Below are 19,679 nucleotides of genomic sequence, written 5' to 3' on the forward strand. Positions count from 1 at the left end.
TATTTTTTGAAATACTGCGGGTCCGCTGCTTTTTCTGTTCTGACTGGCATGCGACACCCGGAAACATCAGGCGATACGTCTTGTACCTCTATATTGAGACTCTGAAACAGAGACTGGATGCCATCAATCAATTGCGCGTGGATCGCGCGCTTGCTGCCATGGGCCCTGCTTTCCAGCAGGTATACAGTCTTCTGCCGACATTGTTGCACTATCACCATCCGCTAATGCCGGGTTACCTCGATGGTAACGTTCCCCAGGGCATTTGCCTCTTCACGCCTGATGAAACCCAACAGCATTACCTGACTGAACTTGAACTCTACCGTGGTATGCCGCCGCAGGATTCGCCGAAAGGCGAGCTACCGATTACCGGGGTTTACTCCATGGGCAGCACATCATCGGTTGGGCAAAGCTGCTCTTCTGACCTGGATATCTGGGTCTGCCATCAGTCCTGGCTCGACAATGAAGAGCGCCAGCTGTTGCAGCGTAAATGCAGCCTGCTGGAGAGCTGGGCGGCGTCGCTCGGCGTGGAAGTGAGCTTCTTCCTGATTGATGAAAACCGTTTCCGCCATAACGAAAGCGGCAGTCTGGGTGGTGAAGACTGCGGCTCGACTCAGCACATCCTGTTGCTGGATGAGTTTTACCGTACTGCCGTTCGCCTGGCCGGGAAACGTATTCTGTGGAATATGGTGCCGTGCGATGAAGAAGAGAATTATGACGACTACGTCATGTCGCTTTACTCGCAGGGCGTTCTGACGCCAAACGAGTGGCTGGATCTGGGCGGCCTGAGCTCCCTGTCCGCCGAAGAGTACTTTGGCGCAAGCCTCTGGCAGCTTTATAAGAGCATTGATTCACCGTACAAAGCGGTGCTGAAAACCCTGCTGCTGGAAGCTTACTCCTGGGAATACCCCACGCCGCGCCTGCTGGCGAAAGATATTAAACAGCGTCTGCACGACGGGGAGATCGTCTCCTACGGGCTTGATGCCTACTGCATGATGCTGGAACGCGTCACCGAATACCTGACAGCCATTGAGGACGCCACGCGTCTTGACCTGGTGCGTCGATGTTTCTATCTCAAAGTTTGTGAAAAACTGAGCCGCGAACGCGCCTGCGTGGGCTGGCGTCGTGAAGTCGTCAGCCAGTTAGTCAAAGAGTGGGGATGGGACGAAGCGCGTCTCGCCATGCTGGACAACCGCGCCAACTGGAAGATCGATCAGGTGCGCGAGGCGCACAACGAACTGCTTGATGCGATGATGCAGAGCTACCGCAACCTGATCCGCTTTGCCCGCCGTAACAACCTTAGCGTTTCTGCCAGCCCACAGGATATCGGGGTGCTGACCCGTAAACTGTACGCCGCGTTTGAAGCGTTGCCGGGCAAGGTTACGCTGGTTAACCCACAGATTTCGCCTGACCTGTCTGAGCCGAATCTGACCTTTATCTACGTGCCGCCGGGCCGCGCAAACCGCACCGGGTGGTATCTGTACAACCGTGCGCCAAGCATGGATTCGATCATCAGCCATCAGCCGCTGGAATATAACCGCTATCTGAACAAGCTGGTGGCCTGGGCCTGGTTTAACGGCCTTCTCACCTCACGCACCCGGTTGTTTATCAAGGGTAACGAGGTGGTCGATTTAGCCAAGTTGCAGGAGATGGTGGCGGATGTCTCGCACCACTTCCCGCTGCGTCTGCCTGCGCCGACGCCAAAAGCGCTCTACAGCCCGTGTGAGATTCGCCATCTGGCGATCATCGTCAACCTGGAATACGACCCGACGGCGGCCTTCCGCAATCAGGTGGTTCACTTTGACTTCCGCAAGCTGGACGTCTTTAGCTTCGGCGAGCAGCAAAACTGCCTGGTGGGTAGCGTGGATCTGCTGTACCGCAACTCGTGGAACGAAGTGCGTACCTTACACTTTAACGGCGAGCAGGCGATGATCGAGGCGCTGAAAACGATCCTCGGCAAGATGCACCAGGATGCCGCACCCCCGGACAGCGTGGAGGTGTTCTGCTACAGCCAGCACCTGCGCGGCCTGATTCGTACCCGCGTGCAGCAGCTGGTGTCTGAGTGCATCGAACTGCGTCTCTCCAGCACCCGTCAGGAAACCGGGCGCTTTAAAGCGCTGCGCGTCTCCGGCCAGACCTGGGGCCTGTTCTTTGAGCGCCTGAACGTGTCGGTGCAGAAGCTGGAGAACGCCATTGAATTCTACGGCGCGATTTCACACAACAAACTGCATGGCCTGTCGGTTCAGGTGGAAACCAACCACGTTAAGCTGCCGCAAGTGGTGGATGGCTTTGCGAGTGAAGGGATTATTCAGTTCTTCTTCGAAGAGTCGGGCGATAATGCCGGGTTTAACATCTACATTCTGGATGAAACCAACCGTGCCGAGGTGTATCACCACTGTGAAGGCAGCAAAGAGGAGCTGGTGCGCGACGTCAGCCGCTTCTATTCGTCTTCGCACGATCGCTTTACCTACGGCTCAAGCTTTATCAACTTCAACCTGCCGCAGTTCTACCAGATTGTGAATGTGGATGGGCGAGCGCAGGTGATCCCGTTCCGTACGCAGGCGATTACCCCTGCGGCGCCCGCTAACCAGGAAACTGCGCCGCTGTTGCAGCAGTATTTTTCCTGAGGCTTTTCGCCGGGTGGCGCTATCGCTTACCCGGCCTACGGTTCGAGCCGTTGTAGGCCCGGTAAGGCGTAGCCGCCACCGGGCAACAAAACTACCTGAAACCCACGTCCTCACCCGCCTGCGCGGTCGCCGCCTGCTCCAGCAGATCCCAGAACGTTTCGCCGCTGCGGTCGCAGACCCACTCGTCACCTTTCAGATCAAAGTGATAGCCGCCCTGTTTCGCCGCCAGCCACACCTGGTGAAGCGGCTCCTGACGGTTAATAATAATCTTGCTGCCGTTTTCGAAGCTTAAGGTCAGGATCCCGCCGTTGATTTCACAATCGATATCGCTGTCGCCGTCCCAGTCGTCGATACGCTCTTCGATGGTCATCCACAGGGTATCGGCAAGGCGATGAAATTCACTGTCGTTCATGGTTTTATTCCTGTTTTTCGTGATGGCGGCAGTATAACGCTAAATAATTCCCGTTGCAGGAAAGCGGCAAACTCTTGCTTTTGTGTCTTCTCCTGCGATGATAGAAACAGATTTGAACTTACGGGCAACCTCTACATGAAAAACGTCTTCCGAACGCTTGTCGTTCTTGTCACTCTGTTTAGCCTGACCGGCTGTGGACTGAAGGGACCACTGTACTTCCCGCCAGAGGATAAAAACGCACCACCGCCGACAAAACCGGTGCAAAGTGGTATCGAGTCATCTACGCCGGATACCAACGATCGCGGCAATAACGGCGGCCCGACTCAGGTCAATCTCTGACAATTACGTTCTGTACCCGCGCAATGGAGCAAATGATGCAGTTCTCTAAAATGCATGGCCTTGGCAACGACTTTATGGTCGTCGACGCGGTAACGCAGAATGTCTTTTTCTCCCCGGAACTGATCCGTCGTCTGGCGGATCGACACGTGGGCGTGGGGTTTGACCAACTGCTGGTGGTGGAGCCGCCTTACGATCCTGACCTGGACTTTCACTATCGCATTTTTAACGCCGACGGCAGCGAAGTTTCCCAGTGCGGCAACGGCGCGCGCTGTTTTGCCCGCTTTGTTCGGCTGAAAGGGCTGACCAACAAGCGCGATATCCGCGTCAGCACCGCCAATGGCCGGATGGTGCTCAGCGTCACCGACGACGAACTGGTGCGCGTGAACATGGGAGAGCCGAACTTCGAACCCTCTGCCGTGCCGTTTCGCGCCAACAAAGCGGAAAAGACCTATATCATGCGTGCCGCCGAGCAGACAGTATTGTGCGGCGTCGTCTCAATGGGTAACCCGCACTGCGTGATTCAGGTGGATGATGTGCAAACCGCGGCGGTTGAAACGCTCGGCCCGGTGCTGGAAAGCCACGAGCGCTTCCCGGAGCGGGCGAACATCGGTTTCATGCAAGTGGTGAAGCGTGAACATATTCGCCTGCGGGTTTACGAGCGCGGCGCGGGCGAAACCCAGGCCTGCGGAAGCGGTGCCTGTGCGGCGGTGGCCGTCGGTATCTCACAGGGGTTACTGGCAGAAGAGGTTCGCGTGGAATTACCAGGCGGTCGGCTTGATATCGCCTGGAAAGGAGCGGGTCATCCACTGTACATGACTGGCCCGGCGACACATGTTTATGACGGGTTTATCCATCTATGAAGCAACCAGGGGAAGAACTGCGGGAACCTGTAACAGAGCTGGACGACAGCACTGTTGTGGATTATCTGCTGCACAATCCTGAGTTTTTTATCCGCAATGCACGCGTCGTCGAACGGATGCGCGTGCCGCATCCGGTTCGCGAGACCGTGTCGCTGGTTGAATGGCACATGGCGCGCTCGCGCAACCACATCAATCAGCTCGAAGAGAACATGACGCTGCTGATGGAGCAGGCCAGCAATAACGAAAGCCTGTTCTACCGTCTTCTGCACCTTCAGGCGCGTCTGGCTTCCGCACACAGTCTCGAAGAGTTCCTCAACCGCTTCCACCGCTGGGCGCGCGAGCTGGGGCTGGCAGGCGCGACGATCCGCCTCTTCCCTGACCGCTGGCGCATTGGCGCGCCGTCCGGGTTTACCCATCTGGCGCTGAGCCGTCAGGCGTTTGAGCCGCTGCGCATTCAGCGTCTGGGCCATGAGCACCACTATCTGGGGCCGCTTAACGGGCCAGAACTGCTGGTGGTGCTGCCGGAAGCCAAAGCTATCGGCTCGGTGGCGATGTCGCTGATGGGGCGCGATGGTGACCTGGGCGTGATGTTATTTACCAGCCGCGACGCGCATCACTATGAACAGGGGCAGGGTACGCAACTGTTGCAGGAGATCGCCCTGATGCTGCCTGAGCTGCTGGAGCGCTGGATTGAGCGCGTATGACGGACGGACTGCTCGCCACTGACGTCAACCGCTTTCTGCGCTATCTGGGCGTAGAACGCCAGCTCAGCCCTATTACGCTGCTCAACTATCAGCGTCAGCTTGATGCCATCATGCAGATTGCCGATGAAATCGGCCTGAAAAGCTGGCAACAATGTGACGCCGCCACGGTACGCGGGTTCGTCGTGCGTAGCCGTAAAAAAAACTTAAGCCCGGCGAGCCTGGCGCTCCGGCTCTCTGCCCTGCGCAGTTTCTTCGACTGGCTGGTCAGTCAGGGCGGTCTGAAAGCCAACCCGGCGAAAGGGATCGCCACGCCGAAAGCCCCGCGTCATCTGCCGAAAAATATCGACGTTGACGACGTAAACCGCCTGCTGGATATCGATCTTAACGATCCGCTGGCCGTGCGCGACCGCGCGATGCTGGAGGTGATGTACGGCGCGGGCCTGCGTCTCTCTGAGCTGGTGAACCTCGACTTGAAGCACCTCGATCTGGAATCCGGCGAGGTGTGGGTGATGGGCAAGGGCAGCAAAGAGCGCCGCCTGCCGATCGGCCGCAATGCGGTCTCCTGGATTGAGCACTGGCTGGACCTTCGCGGGCTGTTTGGCGCCGACGAAGATGCGCTGTTCCTGTCGAAACTCGGCAAGCGGATCTCGGCGCGTAACGTGCAGAAGCGCTTTGCGGAGTGGGGCATTAAGCAGGGGCTGAACAGCCACGTTCACCCCCACAAGCTGCGCCACTCTTTTGCGACGCACATGCTGGAATCAAGCGGCGACCTGCGCGGCGTACAGGAGCTGCTTGGTCACGCGAATCTGTCGACCACCCAAATCTATACCCACTTAGACTTCCAACACCTTGCCTCGGTGTATGACGCGGCGCATCCACGCGCCAAACGGGGGAAATAATGCGTTTTTACCGCCCACTCGGTCAGATCTCAGCCCTGACGTTTGATCTTGATGACACCCTTTACGACAATCGTCCGGTGATCCTGCGTACCGAGCAGGAGTCGCTGGCGTTTGTGCAGAACTACCATCCTGCGCTGAAAACGATGCAGAACAAAGACTTCCAGAAGCTGCGTCAGTCCCTGCGGGAAACCGAGCCGGAAATTTACCATGACGTGACCGAATGGCGCCGCCGTGCGGTTGAGCAGGCGATGCTCAATGCCGGCCTGAGCGCGCAGGACGCGGCCACGGGTGCCGAAGCGGCCATGGAAAACTTTGCCAAATGGCGCAGTCGGATCGACGTGCCGCAGGAGACCCACGACACGCTGGCGAAGCTCGCCGAAAAGTGGCCGCTGGTGGCCATCACCAACGGCAACGCTCAGCCTGAACTGTTTGGTCTGGGGAACTATTTTCAGTTCGTTCTGCGCGCGGGCCCGCACGGACGCTCGAAGCCGTTCAACGATATGTATCATCTGGCAGCGGAAAAACTGGATTTGCCGCTCGGTGAGATCCTGCACGTGGGCGACGACCTGACCACGGACGTCGCCGGGGCGATCCGCTGCGGCATGCAGGCCTGCTGGATCAAGCCGGAAAATGCCGATCTGATGACTACGCCGGATAGCCGTCTTCTGCCGCACGTGGAAATTTCACGGTTGGCATCCCTCACGACGCTGATATAATCATCAATTGTTCTGTATAAATTAACAGGGTTTTGGCGAATGGAAACATTTGCCTGCCCGCCATGACGTGACGGTGCCAATGGACGTTTCTTACCTGCTCGACAGCCTTAATGATAAACAGCGTGACGCGGTTGCCGCCTCGCGTACAAACCTGCTGGTACTGGCTGGAGCGGGCAGTGGTAAGACGCGCGTGCTGGTTCACCGTATCGCCTGGCTACAGAGCGTGGAGAACTGTTCGCCGTACTCGATTATGGCCGTGACGTTCACCAACAAGGCGGCGGCGGAGATGCGCCACCGTATCGCACAGCTGATGGGCACCAGCCAGGGCGGCATGTGGGTTGGCACCTTCCACGGCCTGGCGCACCGTCTGCTGCGCGCGCACCATATGGACGCTAACCTGCCGCAGGATTTCCAGATCCTCGACAGCGAAGATCAGCTGCGCCTGCTGAAACGCCTGATCAAGGCGATGAATCTCGACGAGAAGCAGTGGCCGCCGCGTCAGGCGATGTGGTACATCAACGGTCAGAAAGACGAAGGGCTGCGTCCGCATCATATTCAGAGCTTCGGTAACCCGGTCGAGCAGACCTGGCAGAACGTCTACAAGGCCTATCAGGAAGCGTGCGATCGCGCCGGTCTGGTGGATTTCGCCGAACTGCTGCTGCGTGCCCACGAGCTGTGGCTGAACAAACCGCATATCCTGCAACACTACCGTGAACGCTTTACCAACATCCTGGTGGACGAATTCCAGGATACCAACAACATCCAGTACGCCTGGATCCGCCTGCTGGCCGGGGATACCGGCAAGGTGATGATCGTAGGCGATGACGACCAGTCTATCTACGGCTGGCGCGGCGCGCAGGTGGAGAACATCCAGCGCTTCCTCAACGATTTCCCCGGCGCGCAAACCATCCGTCTGGAACAGAACTACCGTTCTACCAGCAACATTCTGAGCGCGGCCAACGCCCTGATTGAGAACAACAACGGGCGCCTGGGTAAAAAGCTGTGGACCGATGGCGTCGACGGCGAACCGATTTCGATTTACTGCGCCTTCAACGAGCTCGACGAAGCCCGTTTCGTTGTGAACCGCATTAAAACCTGGCAGGAGAACGGCGGCGCGCTGGAGCAGTGTGCCATTCTCTATCGCAGCAACGCCCAGTCGCGCGTGCTGGAAGAGGCGCTGTTGCAGGTGAGCATGCCGTACCGCATTTATGGCGGTATGCGCTTCTTCGAACGTCAGGAGATCAAAGATGCGCTCTCGTACTTGCGTCTGATTGCCAACCGTAACGACGATGCGGCATTTGAGCGCGTGGTGAACACGCCGACGCGCGGTATCGGCGATCGTACGCTGGACGTGGTGCGTCAGGCCTCGCGCGATCGTCAGCTCACGTTGTGGCAGGCATGCCGCGAGCTGTTACAGGAAAAAGCCCTCGCCGGGCGCGCCGCCAGCGCATTGCAACGCTTTCTGGAGTTAATCGACGCACTGGCGCAGGAAACGGCCGACATGCCGCTGCACGTCCAGACCGACCGGGTGATTAAAGATTCCGGCTTGCGCACCATGTACGAGCAGGAAAAAGGCGAGAAGGGCCAGACCCGTATTGAGAACTTAGAGGAACTGGTGACGGCAACGCGCCAGTTCAGCTACAACGAAGAAGACGAAGACCTGATGCCGTTGCAGGCATTCCTCTCTCACGCCGCGCTGGAGGCGGGTGAAGGGCAGGCCGATACCTGGCAGGATGCGGTTCAGCTGATGACCCTGCACTCCGCGAAAGGTCTGGAGTTCCCGCAGGTGTTCATCGTCGGGATGGAAGAGGGGATGTTCCCGAGCCAGATGTCGCTGGATGAAGGCGGGCGTCTGGAAGAGGAGCGTCGTCTGGCCTACGTGGGCGTGACCCGTGCGATGCAGAAACTGACTCTGACCTACGCGGAAACCCGCCGCCTGTACGGGAAAGAGGTGTATCACCGTCCGTCGCGCTTTATCGGCGAACTGCCGGAAGAGTGTGTGGAAGAGGTGCGCCTGCGCGCCAGCATCAGCCGTCCGGTCAGCCATCAGCGTATGGGCTCGCCGATCTCTGAAACCGACACCGGTTACAAGCTGGGCCAGCGCGTGCGCCACTCGAAGTTTGGCGAAGGCACCATCGTCAACCTGGAAGGCAGCGGCGAGCACAGCCGTTTGCAGGTAGCGTTCCAGGGGCAGGGGATCAAATGGCTGGTGGCAGCCTATGCCAAGCTGGAAAGTGTGTAACTTTCAGAAAAATATCACTATTTTGTAATAATCTGCTAGCCTTATACGTTGAAGGTCAATTAATGCCCTTCAGCGTTCCGTTGCGTGTTGACGCCACAGTTATTGCTGGCGTAACATGCGCGCACGATTACGCTAAGAGGACATTCGCCTTGGACACACCCAGTAGATACTGGCTCAATTCCCTGTCATCCAGGAACAACTCCTAAGGCTATCTCCTCTTGCTGATGGCCTTAGTGGTTGTCAGCGACTGCATCATTCCCGTCGCGCTGAGTCAGGCTGTTTAATGGTCTGAAACCCAATTTGTTTCTGTGTGCCCACCGAACTGTCCGATATTTTTTGCATTGGGAGTCCCGGTCATGTTGAGCGCATTTCAACTCGAAAATAACCGACTGACTCGGCTTGAAGCCGAAGAGTCACAGCCCCTCATTGATGCCGTATGGGTGGATCTGGTCGAGCCGGACGACGATGAGCGCCTTCGCGTACAATCTGAACTGGGGCAAAGCCTGGCGACACGCCCGGAACTGGAAGACATCGAAGCATCCGCCCGTTTTTTTGAAGACGAAGACGGCCTGCACATTCACTCCTTCTTCTTTTTCGAGGATGCCGAAGACCACGCGGGGAACTCCACCGTGGCGTTTACCATCCGCGATGGCCGCCTGTTCACCCTGCGCGAGCGCGAACTGCCTGCGTTTCGTCTCTACCGTATGCGTGCCCGCAGCCAGGCGATGATGGACGGCAACGCTTATGAGCTGCTGCTGGATCTGTTCGAAACCAAAATCGAACAGCTGGCGGATGAAATCGAAAACATCTACAGCGACCTGGAAAAGCTGAGCCGCGTGATCATGGAAGGCCATCAGGGTGATGAGTACGACGAAGCGTTGTCCACGCTGGCAGAGCTGGAAGATATCGGCTGGAAGGTGCGTTTGTGTCTGATGGATACCCAGCGCGCGCTGAACTTCCTGGTGCGCAAGGCGCGTCTGCCGGGCGGTCAGCTGGAGCAGGCGCGTGAGATCTTACGCGATATCGAATCCCTGCTGCCGCACAACGAATCCCTGTTCCAGAAGGTCAACTTCCTGATGCAGGCGGCGATGGGCTTCATCAACATCGAGCAGAACCGCATCATCAAGATCTTCTCGGTGGTGTCCGTGGTGTTCCTGCCGCCGACGCTGGTAGCCTCCAGCTACGGGATGAACTTCGAGTTTATGCCGGAACTGAAGTGGAGCTTTGGCTACCCGGGGGCGATTATCTTTATGATCCTCGCCGGGCTGGCGCCGTATCTCTATTTTAAACGCCGGAACTGGCTGTAAAAATCTGGCGGGTGGCGCTGCGCTTACCCGCCCTACGATCGAATTCCCTCTCCCTGTGGGAGAGGGTTAGGGTGAGGGCAACATCACAGCCCTTTGCGCACCCTGCGCTGGGTATAAATCGCATCCGCAACAAAGATGGCCAGCGCCACCCAGATAAAGGCGAACGTCACCATCTTATCCGCACCCGGCACCTCGCCGTAAAACACCACCGCCAGCAGGAACATCAGCGTCGGGCCAATGTACTGGAAGAAGCCCAACGTGGAGAGGCGCAGACGCGTTGCCGCGCCGGTGAAGCACAGCAGGGGTATCGTCGTGACCACGCCCGCGGCCATCAGCATCAGGTTCAGCGACCATGGGTTGCTGCCCATATGGCTGGTGGCGCTGTCGGCAATACCGAACAGGTAGATCGCGGCGACAGGCAGCAGCCACAGGGTTTCAAACAGCATTCCCGTCTGCGCTTCCACGGCGATTTTTTTACGCACCAGGCCGTAGAAGGCAAAGCTGAACGCCAGCCCCAGGGCGATAACCGGCAGTGAGCCGAAGGTCCACAGCTGTACCAGCACGCCGCAGAAGGCCAGAATCACTGCCACCCACTGCATCCGGCGAAAGCGCTCGCCGAGGAAAATCATCCCCAGCAAAATATTGACCAGCGGGTTAATAAAGTAGCCCAGGCTGGCTTCGAGCATGTAATGGTTATTCACCGCCCAGATAAACAGCAGCCAGTTTCCGCCAATCAGCACCGCAGAGAGGGCGAGCAGGAAGACCTTCTTCGGGGTTTTCAGCAGCGTTTTGACGCCTGACCACTGACGGCTGATACTCATCAGCGCAATCATGAAGAAAAACGACCAGATGACGCGGTGAGTGAGGATCTCGTCCGCCGGGACATAGGCGATAAGTTTGAAGTACGCCGGTGCTATACCCCAAATAAAATAAGCGGCAAGGGCGAGTAAAACGCCCTGCCGCGTCTGTTTAGCATCCATCGGGAAAATCCGTTACAAAAAAGTGAAGTAATTTTACCCGAATTTGCCGTCTCAACCCACCATATAAGTGGCGGTTGCGCTGGCGATATAAACCTGCTCCTCGTTATGCAGCTCAACGCGGGCGACGGCAACTTTATTCCCGGCGCGCAGCAGGCTGCTGGTACAGGTGAAGCGGTTTCCGCGTCCTGGGCGCAGGTAGTCGACGCGTAAATCGATGGTGCCCATGCGCGACAGGCGCTGGCGTAACTCATCTTCGTTGATGGTGTCGTGGCGCGTCAGCGTGCTGCCCACGCACACCAGACCGGCCGCCACGTCCAGCGCGGAGGCAATTACCCCGCCGTGCAAAATGCTTTGCGCCCAGTTACCGACCATCATTGGCTGATTATTGAAACTCAGCTGAGCGAAGTCTTTTTCGTATCGCTCCAGCTCAAGACCCAGTGCACGGTTGAACGGCATGTGGTACACAAAAATCTCGCCCACGAGCTTTAAGGTTTCTTCGGCGGTGAGTGTGGCTAACATCTGACGTGGCATCCTTGTTGTTAACAAAATGTTGATTTTATGCTTCAGGATAAAGGAATGCCACTTTAAGAAACGAGGAAGCGGAAGTTATCGCAGAAGTCTGTAGAATGCCCGGACAAAACTATTCATTAAATGTCACCATTTCAGGAGAACACCACCGATGCGGACGTATCTGGGTTGGTTACTGGCGGCGGTTGCGCTGCCCCTCACAGCATATGCGCAGGAAGCGACGATCAAAGAGGTGCATGATAAACCTGCCGTTAAGGGCAGCATCATCGCCAATATGCTTCAGGAGCATGACAATCCGTTCACGCTGTACCCGTATGACACAAACTACGTGATCTACACCCAGACCAGCGATCTCAACAAAGAGGCGATAAGCTCCTATAACTGGTCTGATAATGCGCGTAAAGATGAGGTGAAGTTCCAGCTCAGCCTCGCCTTCCCGTTCTGGCGCGGCATCCTGGGGCCGAACTCGGTACTTGGCGCGTCCTACACGCAGAAGTCATGGTGGCAACTCTCCAACAGCGGGGAGTCATCACCGTTCCGCGAAACCAACTATGAACCGCAGCTGTTCCTCGGTTTCGCCACCGATTATGAGTTTGCAGGCTGGACGCTGCGAGACGTGGAGGTGGGCTATAACCACGATTCCAACGGTCGTTCCGACCCAACCTCACGCAGCTGGAACCGCATCTATACGCGTCTGATGGCGCAGAACGGCAATTTCATGGTGGAAGTGAAGCCGTGGTACGTAGTAGGCAGCACCGATGACAACCCGGATATCACCAAATACATGGGATACTATCAGCTTAAGGTGGGCTATCAGCTGGGTGACGCGGTGCTGAGCGCCAAAGGCCAGTACAACTGGAATACCGGCTACGGCGGTGCAGAGCTGGGCCTGAGCTACCCGGTAACGAAACACGTGCGTCTCTATACCCAGGTGTATAGCGGCTACGGCGAATCGCTGATCGACTACAACTTCAACCAGACCCGCGTCGGTGTGGGCGTCATGCTGAACGATATTTTCTAAGCTGCTCGAATGTTTTTGCGTTAAACGTTGAAGTTTCTCTCTCAGGCGCTGAAAATAGCGCCTGTTTCATTTCTGGCATATGGGGTTAACGTGGCGCAGGCGGAAGTATTGAATCAGGAATCGCTGGCTAAACAGGTTTTGCATGAAACCTTTGGCTACCAGCAGTTCCGTCCTGGCCAGGAAACCATCATTGAAACCGTTCTGGAAGGCCGCGATTGCCTGGTGGTCATGCCGACCGGCGGCGGTAAATCGCTCTGCTATCAGGTGCCCGCGCTGGTGCTTAATGGCCTGACGGTTGTGGTATCACCCCTTATTTCCCTGATGAAAGACCAGGTCGACCAGCTGCTCGCCAACGGCGTGGCGGCGGCCTGTCTTAACTCAACGCAAACTCGCGAGCAGCAGCAAGAGGTGATGGCCGGGTGCCGCACCGGACAGGTTCGCCTGCTGTATATCGCGCCAGAGCGCCTGATGCTGGACAACTTCCTCGACCACCTGGCGCACTGGAACCCGGTGCTGCTGGCGGTGGATGAAGCGCACTGTATCTCCCAGTGGGGGCACGATTTCCGCCCGGAATACGCCGCCCTCGGCCAGCTTCGTCAGCGCTTCCCCGAGCTGCCGTTTATGGCGCTTACCGCCACGGCGGACGACACCACGCGTCAGGACATCGTTCGCCTGCTGGGACTGAACGACCCGTATATTCAGGTCAGCAGCTTCGACCGCCCGAACATCCGCTATATGCTGATGGAAAAGTTCAAGCCGCTGGATCAGCTCCTGCGCTACGTGCAGGAGCAGCGCGGCAAGTCCGGCATCATCTACTGCAACAGCCGCGCAAAGGTGGAAGACACCGCTGCGCGTCTGCAAAATCGCGGCTTTAGCGCGGCGGCATACCATGCCGGGTTAGAGAACCACATCCGCGCCGACGTGCAGGAAAAATTCCAGCGCGACGACCTGCAAATCGTGGTCGCAACGGTGGCGTTCGGGATGGGGATCAACAAGCCCAACGTGCGCTTTGTGGTGCATTTCGACATTCCGCGCAATATCGAATCCTACTATCAGGAAACCGGCCGCGCCGGGCGTGATGGTCTGCCTGCGGAAGCGATGCTGTTTTACGACCCGGCGGATATGGCGTGGCTGCGCCGCTGTCTGGAAGAGAAACCGCAGGGGCAGTTGCAGGATATCGAACGCCACAAGCTTAACGCGATGGGGGCCTTCGCCGAAGCGCAAACCTGCCGCCGTCTGGTGTTACTCAACTACTTTGGTGAAGGGCGTCAGGCGCCGTGCGGCAACTGCGATATCTGCCTCGACCCGCCGAAGCAGTACGATGGCCTGATGGACGCGCGCAAAGCGCTCTCGACTATCGGACGCGTGAACCAGCGCTTTGGGATGGGCTACGTCGTTGAAGTGCTGCGCGGGGCTAACAACCAGCGTATCCGCGATATGGGTCACGACAAGCTGCCGGTTTACGGCATCGGGAAAGACCAGAGCCATGAGCACTGGGTGAGTATTATCCGCCAGTTGATCCACCTCGGCTTTGCCACGCAAAATATTGCCCAGCATTCTGCGCTTCAGCTGACCGAAGCGGCGCGACCTGTCCTGCGTGGCGAGGTTGAACTGAAGCTCGCCGTTCCGCGCGTCGTCGCCCTGAAGCCGCGCGTGATGCAAAAATCCTACGGCGGTAACTACGACCGCAAGCTGTTCGCCAAGCTGCGTAAGCTGCGTAAAGCTATTGCCGATGAAGAGAACATCCCGCCATACGTGGTGTTCAACGACGCGACGCTGATCGAGATGGCCGAGCAAATGCCGCTCAGCGCCAGCGAGATGCTCAGCGTCAACGGCGTCGGCACGCGCAAGCTGGAGCGCTTCGGTAAAGAGTTTATGGCGCTCATCCGTTCCCACGCTGATGGTGATGATGAGGAGTAGTCAGCCGGGCGAAAAAGTGCCAGGATGGTGACTCACTGTATTATTTCCCCGCGAGCTAATTATGTTAATGCTATTTCTCACCGTGGCGTTAGTGCACATCGTTGCGCTGATGAGCCCAGGCCCTGATTTTTTCTTCGTGTCGCAAACGGCCGTCAGCCGCTCCCGCAAAGAGGCGATGATGGGTGTGCTCGGTATTACCATGGGCGTCATGGTCTGGGCGGCGGTTGCGCTGCTCGGTCTGAACCTGATCCTGGCGAAAATGGCGTGGCTGCATAACATCATTATGGTTGGCGGCGGTCTGTACCTGTGCTGGATGGGCTACCAGATGCTGCGCGGGGCGCTGAAGAAAGAAGAGAACAAGCCGGAAGAGCCAAAGGTTGAGCTGGCAACGGGCGGCCGTAGCTTTGTGAAAGGGCTGCTGACCAACCTGGCGAACCCGAAAGCAATTATTTACTTCGGCTCGGTATTCTCGCTGTTTGTGGGGGATAACGTCGGCGCGGGCGCGCGCTGGGGGATCTTCCTGCTGATCGTTGTGGAAACTTTCGCCTGGTTTACCGTTGTGGCAAGCCTGTTTGCCTTACCGGCGATGCGTCGCGGCTACCAGCGCATCGCGAAGTGGATCGACGGCTTCGCCGGCGCGTTGTTCGCCGGCTTCGGCATTCATCTCATCATTTCTCGCTAAGCATGACGCGCTGACGCAAGCAGCGCGCCAACCAGCATAAACAGCGAACCAAAGACTTTGTTCAGGGCCTTCATCTGCTTAGGCCCTTTGATCCACGCCGCAATTCGCTGCGCCAGCGTCGCGTAACCAATCATCACAATGATATCTACAATAATGGTGGTTGCGCCCAGCACCACGTACTGCATCACCTGTGGCTGATGCGGCACGATAAACTGCGGGAACAGGGCGGCGAGGAACACGATGCTTTTCGGGTTGGTCAGGTTAACGAACACCGCGCGCTTAAACAGGTGGCCGCGTGTTTGCGTCCGGGAGAGCGTATGCAGATCAATCGAGCCAGCGGTGCGCCACTGCTGAATGCCCAGCCAGATAAGATACGCTGCGCCAGCCCATTTCAGCACCTCGAAGGCCAGCACCGAACGGGAGAACAGCGTGCCCAGACCAATCCCCACCAGCACAATATGAATGCCAAGCCCGGTCTGTAAACCGGCGATTGACGCCACCGCGCCGCGATAGCCGTGATTAATGGAGGTAGTCATGGTGTTGATTGCGCCCGAGCCAGGTGAAAGGCTGAGGATGATGGATGTCAGCAGGTAGGCGAACCACCACTCGAAGGTCATTTGAAACTCCCGGATCGTCTGTTTTTATGCCACAATACGCTATTGTTGAGTCATTTTGTGACCGGTGACGAAAAAAACGATATTCCCTGAATTACGGGGGGTGGAAACCCAATGTTTCAGCAGAAAAAGGACTGGGAAACACGAGAAAACGCATTTGCTGCTTTCTCCATGGGGCCGCTGACCGATTTCTGGCGCCAGCGTGAGGAAGATGAGTTTATGGGCGTCGGGGAAATCCCGGTACGCTTCGTTCGTTTCCGTGATGAAAAAAATGACCGGGTGATTGTGGTCTGCCCCGGGCGCATCGAAAGCTATATCAAATATGCCGAGCTGGCGTATGACCTGTTCCATCTGGGCTTTGATGTGTTAATTATCGACCATCGCGGGCAGGGGCTTTCTGGCCGGATGTTACCGGATACCCATCGCGGCCACGTGGATAACTTCAGCGATTACGTCGACGATCTGGCCGCGTTCTGGCAGCAGGAAGTGCAGCCCGGACCGTGGCGCAAGCGTTATATTCTTGCCCACTCCATGGGGGGCGCGATCTCGACGTTGTTTTTGCAGCGCCATAAGCACCAGTGCGACGCCATTGCGCTGACCGCGCCGATGTACGGCATTGTGATACGTTTTCCTGACTGGATGGTGCGCCATCTTCTCGACTGGGCTGAGGGCCATCAGCGCATTCGAGAAGGCTATGCCATCGGAACAGGACGCTGGCGGGCGTTACCGTTTGCCATCAACGTGTTAACCCACAGTCGGCAGCGTTATCGGCGCAACCTGCGTTTTTATGCCGATGAACCGCGTCTGCGGGTCGGCGGCCCCACCTGGCACTGGGTGCGGGAAGGTATTCATGCCGGTGAACAGGTGCTGGCAGGCGTAGGCGATGATGACACGCCGACGCTCCTGATCCAGGCGGAAGAAGAGCGTGTGGTGGATAACCGCATGCATGACCGCTATTGTGAACTTCGCGCCGCTGCGGGCCATCCCTGTGAAGGGGGTAAACCGCTGGTCATCAACGGTGCGTACCATGAGATCCTTTTTGAAAAGGACGCTATGCGCTCAGTCGCGCTCAACGCCATTGTTGAATTTTTCAACAGGCATAACTGATTATTGTTTTCCACCAGAGGTTGAAATCCCTATGTACCAGGTTGTTGCATCTGATTTAGATGGCACGCTGCTTTCCCCCGACCACACCCTGTCGCCTTATGCGAAAGAGACCCTAAAACTCCTGACTGCCCGTGGCGTGAACTTCGTGTTCGCCACTGGCCGCCACCACGTGGACGTGGGGCAGATCCGCGATAACCTGGAGATCAAGTCGTACATGATCACCTCTAACGGTGCGCGCGTACATGACACGGACGGCAACCTGATTTTTACCCATAATCTCGATCGTGACATCGCCACCGATTTGTTCGGCATTGTGCATAACAACCCGGATATCGTGACTAACGTTTACCGCGACGACGAGTGGTTTATGAACCGCCATCGCCCGGAAGAGATGCGCTTCTTCAAGGAAGCCGTATTCCAGTACTCACTGTACGAGCCGGGTCTGCTGGAGCCGGAAGGGATCAGTAAGGTGTTTTTCACCTGTGTAAATCATGAGGAGTTACTGCCGCTGGAGCAGGCGATCAACGCCCGCTGGGGCGACCGCGTGAACGTGAGCTTCTCCACGCTGACCTGTCTGGAAGTGATGGCGGGCGGGGTGTCCAAAGGTCACGCGCTGGAAGCGGTAGCGAAACGGCTGGGTTTTGATCTGAAAGACTGTATCGCCTTTGGCGATGGCATGAACGATGCCGAGATGCTCTCCATGGCGGGTAAAGGCTGCATCATGCAGAACGCGCACCAGCGCCTGAAAGATCTGCACCCGGAGCTGGAAGTGATTGGCACGAACGCAGACAACGCGGTACCTAAGTATCTGCGCAAACTGTTCCTTGAATAATCTTCATTTGATTGTTTATTGTTCAGATGTCAACTAAAGAGTTCGCTACAATGCCTCTCCTTCTTTTTGAGAGACAAGCATTGTGGCGCTACTCATTATCACCACTATCCTGTGGGCCTTCTCCTTTAGTCTGATTGGCGAATACCTTGCCGGATCGGTCGACAGCTACTTTTCGGTGCTGATGCGCGTGGGGCTGGCGGCGCTGGTGTTCCTGCCGTTCCTGCGTACCCGCGGGCAGTCGCTAAAAACTATTCTGCTGTACATGCTGGTAGGCGCGATGCAGCTCGGCATCATGTACCTGTTCAGCTTCCGGGCCTACGTTTACCTGTCCGTCTCGGAATTTCTGCTCTTCACCGTGCTGACGCCGCTCTACATCACGCTGATTTATGACTTGCTCAGCAGGCGCCGCCTGCGCTGGGGATATCTGCTGAGCGCTGCGCTGGCAGTCATTGGCGCGGCGATTATTCGCTATGACAAGGTAAGCGATCACTTCTGGACCGGGCTGATGTTCGTCCAGCTCGCTAATATCAGCTTTGCCATCGGGATGGTGGGTTACAAACGCCTGATGGAGACCCGCCCGATGCCGCAGCATAACGCGTTTGCGTGGTTCTATATGGGTGCGGCGATTGTCGCGATTGCGGCATGGTTTATGCTCGGCAACCCGCAAAAGCTGCCGACCACCCCCGTGCAGTGGAGCGTTCTGGTCTGGCTGGGCGTGGTGGCGTCGGGGCTGGGCTATTTTATGTGGAACTACGGCGCGACGCAGGTAGACGCCGGAACGCTGGGGATCATGAACAACGTGCACGTGCCGGCGGGGCTACTGGTGAACCTCGCCATCTGGCAGGAGCAGCCGCACTGGCCGAGTTTCCTTATTGGGGGAACGGTGATCCTGGCTTCGCTGTGGGTACATCGCCGCTGGGTCGCTCCGCGCTCCGCACAAACGGAAGATGGTCGCACGCGTGGTTCCGCGCTGAGCGAATAAACGCTTCCGTAATTGGCTGACGTTGCTCGCCATCGCGCACGGCGGCGTACAGCCGGCTCCACAGTCCTTCACCCAGGGTTTTGGTAACCACCAGACCCTGGCGTTCAACCGTCTCGACCACCCAGTGCGGCAGCGCCGCAATCCCCATTCTGGCCGCCACCATCTGAATTAACAGCAGCGTGTTATCCACGCTTTTCAGCTGTGGGCTGATGCCCGCGGGTTGCAGGAAATGGCGCCAGATATCCAGACGACTGCGCTGTACCGGGTAAATCAGCAGCGTCTCCGTTGCCAGATCTTCCGGCGTGATACGCGTTTTGGCGGCCAGCGGATGGTCCGGGGCCAGCACCAGACGCACCTCAAAATCAAACATTGGCGAATAGTGCAGACCGCTGCGTGGCAGAATATCTGAGGTCATCACCAGATCCAGCTCACCCTGCTGAAGCGACGGCTGCGGATCAAACGTGACGCCGGATTTGAAGTCCATCTCCACCTGCGGCCACTTCTGGCGGAAGTTCTCAAGCGCGGGGGTCAGCCACTGAATACAGCTGTGACACTCAATGGCGATGCGCAGGGTGGTCTGCTGCGGCTCGTTGCAGGACTGCAACGCGCTGGCAATCTGCGGCAGCACCTGGTTCGCCAGCTGAAGCAAAATTTCGCCCTGCGGCGTAAAGCGCAAAGGCTGGCTCTTACGCACAAAAAGACGAAAGCCGAGGCGTTGTTCCAGATCGCTGAACTGGTGAGAAAGGGCAGACTGAGTCTGGTGCAGCGTGGCCGCTGCCGCCGCAAGAGAACCGCAGTTCCGCAACGCTTGTAGCGTTTTCAGGTGTTTAATCTCGATCATGAAAGTCCTTCACTTCGGCTTGAACATTTTGCGCTTGAGGAATATACAGTACCTGCCAATTATAGAAGT

General features: G+C 57.3%; 20 protein-coding genes. 15 read left to right on the forward strand and 5 right to left on the reverse strand.

The features are described from left to right. The first annotated feature begins 80 nt into the window (after positions 1–80). Positions 81–2,624, forward strand: a complete 2,544-nt coding sequence (cyaA, locus tag RY075_RS00980; RefSeq protein ID WP_022650172.1) for a class I adenylate cyclase — start codon at positions 81–83, stop codon at positions 2,622–2,624. A 91-nt stretch (positions 2,625–2,715) separates the two neighbouring features. Here the strand turns inward: cyaA and cyaY are convergent, their stop codons facing one another. Next, positions 2,716–3,036, reverse strand: a complete 321-nt coding sequence (gene cyaY / locus RY075_RS00985) for an iron donor protein CyaY (protein ID WP_232967490.1) — start codon at positions 3,034–3,036, stop codon at positions 2,716–2,718. 135 nt (positions 3,037–3,171) lie between these two features. Here cyaY and RY075_RS00990 point away from each other — a divergent pair, with 135 nt between their 5' ends. From RY075_RS00990 to corA, 8 genes are all read left to right on the forward strand, one after another. Then, positions 3,172–3,375 carry a lipoprotein gene (locus tag RY075_RS00990; protein WP_003860815.1) on the forward strand — a complete coding sequence of 68 codons (204 nt, stop codon included), beginning with the start codon at positions 3,172–3,174 and terminating at the stop codon, positions 3,373–3,375. 35 nt (positions 3,376–3,410) lie between these two features. After that, a complete protein-coding gene (gene dapF, locus RY075_RS00995; protein ID WP_022646661.1) occupies positions 3,411–4,235 on the forward strand; it encodes a diaminopimelate epimerase in 825 nt (274 codons plus the stop codon). Continuing rightward, positions 4,232–4,939, forward strand: a complete 708-nt coding sequence (locus RY075_RS01000; protein ID WP_003860814.1) for a DUF484 domain-containing protein — start codon at positions 4,232–4,234, stop codon at positions 4,937–4,939. Before dapF ends, RY075_RS01000 begins: the two co-directional genes overlap by 4 nt. After that, on the forward strand, positions 4,936–5,838 hold the full coding sequence (gene xerC / locus RY075_RS01005) for a tyrosine recombinase XerC (RefSeq protein WP_015570006.1): 903 nt from the start codon (positions 4,936–4,938) through the stop codon (positions 5,836–5,838). The genes RY075_RS01000 and xerC overlap by 4 nt, the downstream gene beginning before the upstream one ends. Further along, complete coding sequence (gene yigB, locus RY075_RS01010) at positions 5,838–6,554, forward strand: 5-amino-6-(5-phospho-D-ribitylamino)uracil phosphatase YigB (protein ID WP_003860811.1); 717 nt, start codon at positions 5,838–5,840, stop codon at positions 6,552–6,554. The genes xerC and yigB overlap by 1 nt, the downstream gene beginning before the upstream one ends. Before the next feature lie 79 nt (positions 6,555–6,633). Then, positions 6,634–8,796, forward strand: coding sequence for a DNA helicase II (gene uvrD / locus RY075_RS01015; RefSeq protein WP_017383586.1), 2,163 nt, complete (start codon positions 6,634–6,636; stop codon positions 8,794–8,796). 149 nt (positions 8,797–8,945) lie between these two features. Further along, complete coding sequence (gene ysgD / locus RY075_RS01020; RefSeq protein ID WP_212743980.1) at positions 8,946–9,002, forward strand: YsgD/CorL family protein; 57 nt, start codon at positions 8,946–8,948, stop codon at positions 9,000–9,002. Between the two features lie 150 nt (positions 9,003–9,152). Further along, a complete protein-coding gene (gene corA / locus RY075_RS01025) occupies positions 9,153–10,103 on the forward strand; it encodes a magnesium/cobalt transporter CorA (protein WP_032608220.1) in 951 nt (316 codons plus the stop codon). An 83-nt stretch (positions 10,104–10,186) separates the two neighbouring features. Here corA and rarD read toward each other — a convergent pair whose 3' ends face one another. Continuing rightward, a complete protein-coding gene (rarD, locus tag RY075_RS01030) occupies positions 10,187–11,083 on the reverse strand; it encodes an EamA family transporter RarD (protein ID WP_338627986.1) in 897 nt (298 codons plus the stop codon). A 51-nt stretch (positions 11,084–11,134) separates the two neighbouring features. Continuing rightward, a complete protein-coding gene (gene yigI / locus RY075_RS01035; RefSeq protein ID WP_232967492.1) occupies positions 11,135–11,602 on the reverse strand; it encodes an acyl-CoA thioesterase YigI in 468 nt (155 codons plus the stop codon). Between the two features lie 160 nt (positions 11,603–11,762). Here yigI and pldA point away from each other — a divergent pair, with 160 nt between their 5' ends. The 3 genes from pldA to rhtC all read left to right on the forward strand — a co-directional run bounded on the left by pldA (position 11,763) and on the right by rhtC (position 15,234). After that, positions 11,763–12,632, forward strand: coding sequence for a phospholipase A (gene pldA / locus RY075_RS01040; protein WP_003860803.1), 870 nt, complete (start codon positions 11,763–11,765; stop codon positions 12,630–12,632). A gap of 90 nt (positions 12,633–12,722) precedes the next feature. Beyond that, positions 12,723–14,552, forward strand: coding sequence for an ATP-dependent DNA helicase RecQ (gene recQ, locus RY075_RS01045; protein WP_003860800.1), 1,830 nt, complete (start codon positions 12,723–12,725; stop codon positions 14,550–14,552). Between the two features lie 61 nt (positions 14,553–14,613). Then, a complete protein-coding gene (rhtC, locus tag RY075_RS01050; protein WP_023323988.1) occupies positions 14,614–15,234 on the forward strand; it encodes a threonine export protein RhtC in 621 nt (206 codons plus the stop codon). Here rhtC and rhtB read toward each other — a convergent pair. Beyond that, a complete protein-coding gene (gene rhtB / locus RY075_RS01055) occupies positions 15,231–15,851 on the reverse strand; it encodes a homoserine/homoserine lactone efflux protein (protein WP_129256557.1) in 621 nt (206 codons plus the stop codon). The genes rhtC and rhtB overlap by 4 nt on opposite strands. A gap of 111 nt (positions 15,852–15,962) precedes the next feature. On the opposite strand from rhtB, the gene pldB reads away from it, so the two are divergent. The 3 genes from pldB (at position 15,963) to RY075_RS01070 (ending at position 18,769) form a co-directional block, all read left to right on the forward strand. After that, a complete protein-coding gene (gene pldB, locus RY075_RS01060) occupies positions 15,963–16,955 on the forward strand; it encodes a lysophospholipase L2 (protein WP_015570002.1) in 993 nt (330 codons plus the stop codon). 31 nt (positions 16,956–16,986) lie between these two features. Continuing rightward, positions 16,987–17,787, forward strand: a complete 801-nt coding sequence (gene yigL / locus RY075_RS01065) for a sugar/pyridoxal phosphate phosphatase YigL (protein WP_003860797.1) — start codon at positions 16,987–16,989, stop codon at positions 17,785–17,787. Positions 17,788–17,869: 82 nt separating this feature from the next. After that, positions 17,870–18,769 carry a carboxylate/amino acid/amine transporter gene (locus RY075_RS01070; protein WP_003860795.1) on the forward strand — a complete coding sequence of 300 codons (900 nt, stop codon included), beginning with the start codon at positions 17,870–17,872 and terminating at the stop codon, positions 18,767–18,769. On the opposite strand, the gene metR is transcribed toward RY075_RS01070, so the two are convergent. Beyond that, entirely contained in the window at positions 18,657–19,610 is a 954-nt protein-coding gene (metR, locus tag RY075_RS01075) for an HTH-type transcriptional regulator MetR (RefSeq protein WP_015570000.1), read from the reverse strand. The genes RY075_RS01070 and metR overlap by 113 nt on opposite strands. Positions 19,611–19,679: the final 69 nt, after the last annotated feature.

Origin of the sequence: Enterobacter sp. JJBC (genome assembly GCF_036936505.1) — a bacterium.
Taxonomy (GTDB): Bacteria; Pseudomonadota; Gammaproteobacteria; order Enterobacterales; family Enterobacteriaceae; genus Enterobacter; species Enterobacter hormaechei_C.

What these genes read in the sequence shown, in the direction of transcription:
- cyaY (WP_232967490.1), bottom strand. Translation starts at nt 3,036, where the DNA reads ATGAACGACAGTGAATTTCATCGCCTTGCCGATACCCTGTGGATGACC.
- RY075_RS00990 (WP_003860815.1), top strand. Translation starts at nt 3,172, where the DNA reads ATGAAAAACGTCTTCCGAACGCTTGTCGTTCTTGTCACTCTGTTTAGC.
- dapF (WP_022646661.1), top strand. Translation starts at nt 3,411, where the DNA reads ATGCAGTTCTCTAAAATGCATGGCCTTGGCAACGACTTTATGGTCGTC.
- RY075_RS01000 (WP_003860814.1), top strand. Translation starts at nt 4,232, where the DNA reads ATGAAGCAACCAGGGGAAGAACTGCGGGAACCTGTAACAGAGCTGGAC.
- xerC (WP_015570006.1), top strand. Translation starts at nt 4,936, where the DNA reads ATGACGGACGGACTGCTCGCCACTGACGTCAACCGCTTTCTGCGCTAT.
- yigB (WP_003860811.1), top strand. Translation starts at nt 5,838, where the DNA reads ATGCGTTTTTACCGCCCACTCGGTCAGATCTCAGCCCTGACGTTTGAT.
- uvrD (WP_017383586.1), top strand. Translation starts at nt 6,634, where the DNA reads ATGGACGTTTCTTACCTGCTCGACAGCCTTAATGATAAACAGCGTGAC.
- corA (WP_032608220.1), top strand. Translation starts at nt 9,153, where the DNA reads ATGTTGAGCGCATTTCAACTCGAAAATAACCGACTGACTCGGCTTGAA.
- rarD (WP_338627986.1), bottom strand. Translation starts at nt 11,083, where the DNA reads ATGGATGCTAAACAGACGCGGCAGGGCGTTTTACTCGCCCTTGCCGCT.
- yigI (WP_232967492.1), bottom strand. Translation starts at nt 11,602, where the DNA reads ATGTTAGCCACACTCACCGCCGAAGAAACCTTAAAGCTCGTGGGCGAG.
- pldA (WP_003860803.1), top strand. Translation starts at nt 11,763, where the DNA reads ATGCGGACGTATCTGGGTTGGTTACTGGCGGCGGTTGCGCTGCCCCTC.
- rhtC (WP_023323988.1), top strand. Translation starts at nt 14,614, where the DNA reads ATGTTAATGCTATTTCTCACCGTGGCGTTAGTGCACATCGTTGCGCTG.
- rhtB (WP_129256557.1), bottom strand. Translation starts at nt 15,851, where the DNA reads ATGACCTTCGAGTGGTGGTTCGCCTACCTGCTGACATCCATCATCCTC.
- pldB (WP_015570002.1), top strand. Translation starts at nt 15,963, where the DNA reads ATGTTTCAGCAGAAAAAGGACTGGGAAACACGAGAAAACGCATTTGCT.
- yigL (WP_003860797.1), top strand. Translation starts at nt 16,987, where the DNA reads ATGTACCAGGTTGTTGCATCTGATTTAGATGGCACGCTGCTTTCCCCC.
- metR (WP_015570000.1), bottom strand. Translation starts at nt 19,610, where the DNA reads ATGATCGAGATTAAACACCTGAAAACGCTACAAGCGTTGCGGAACTGC.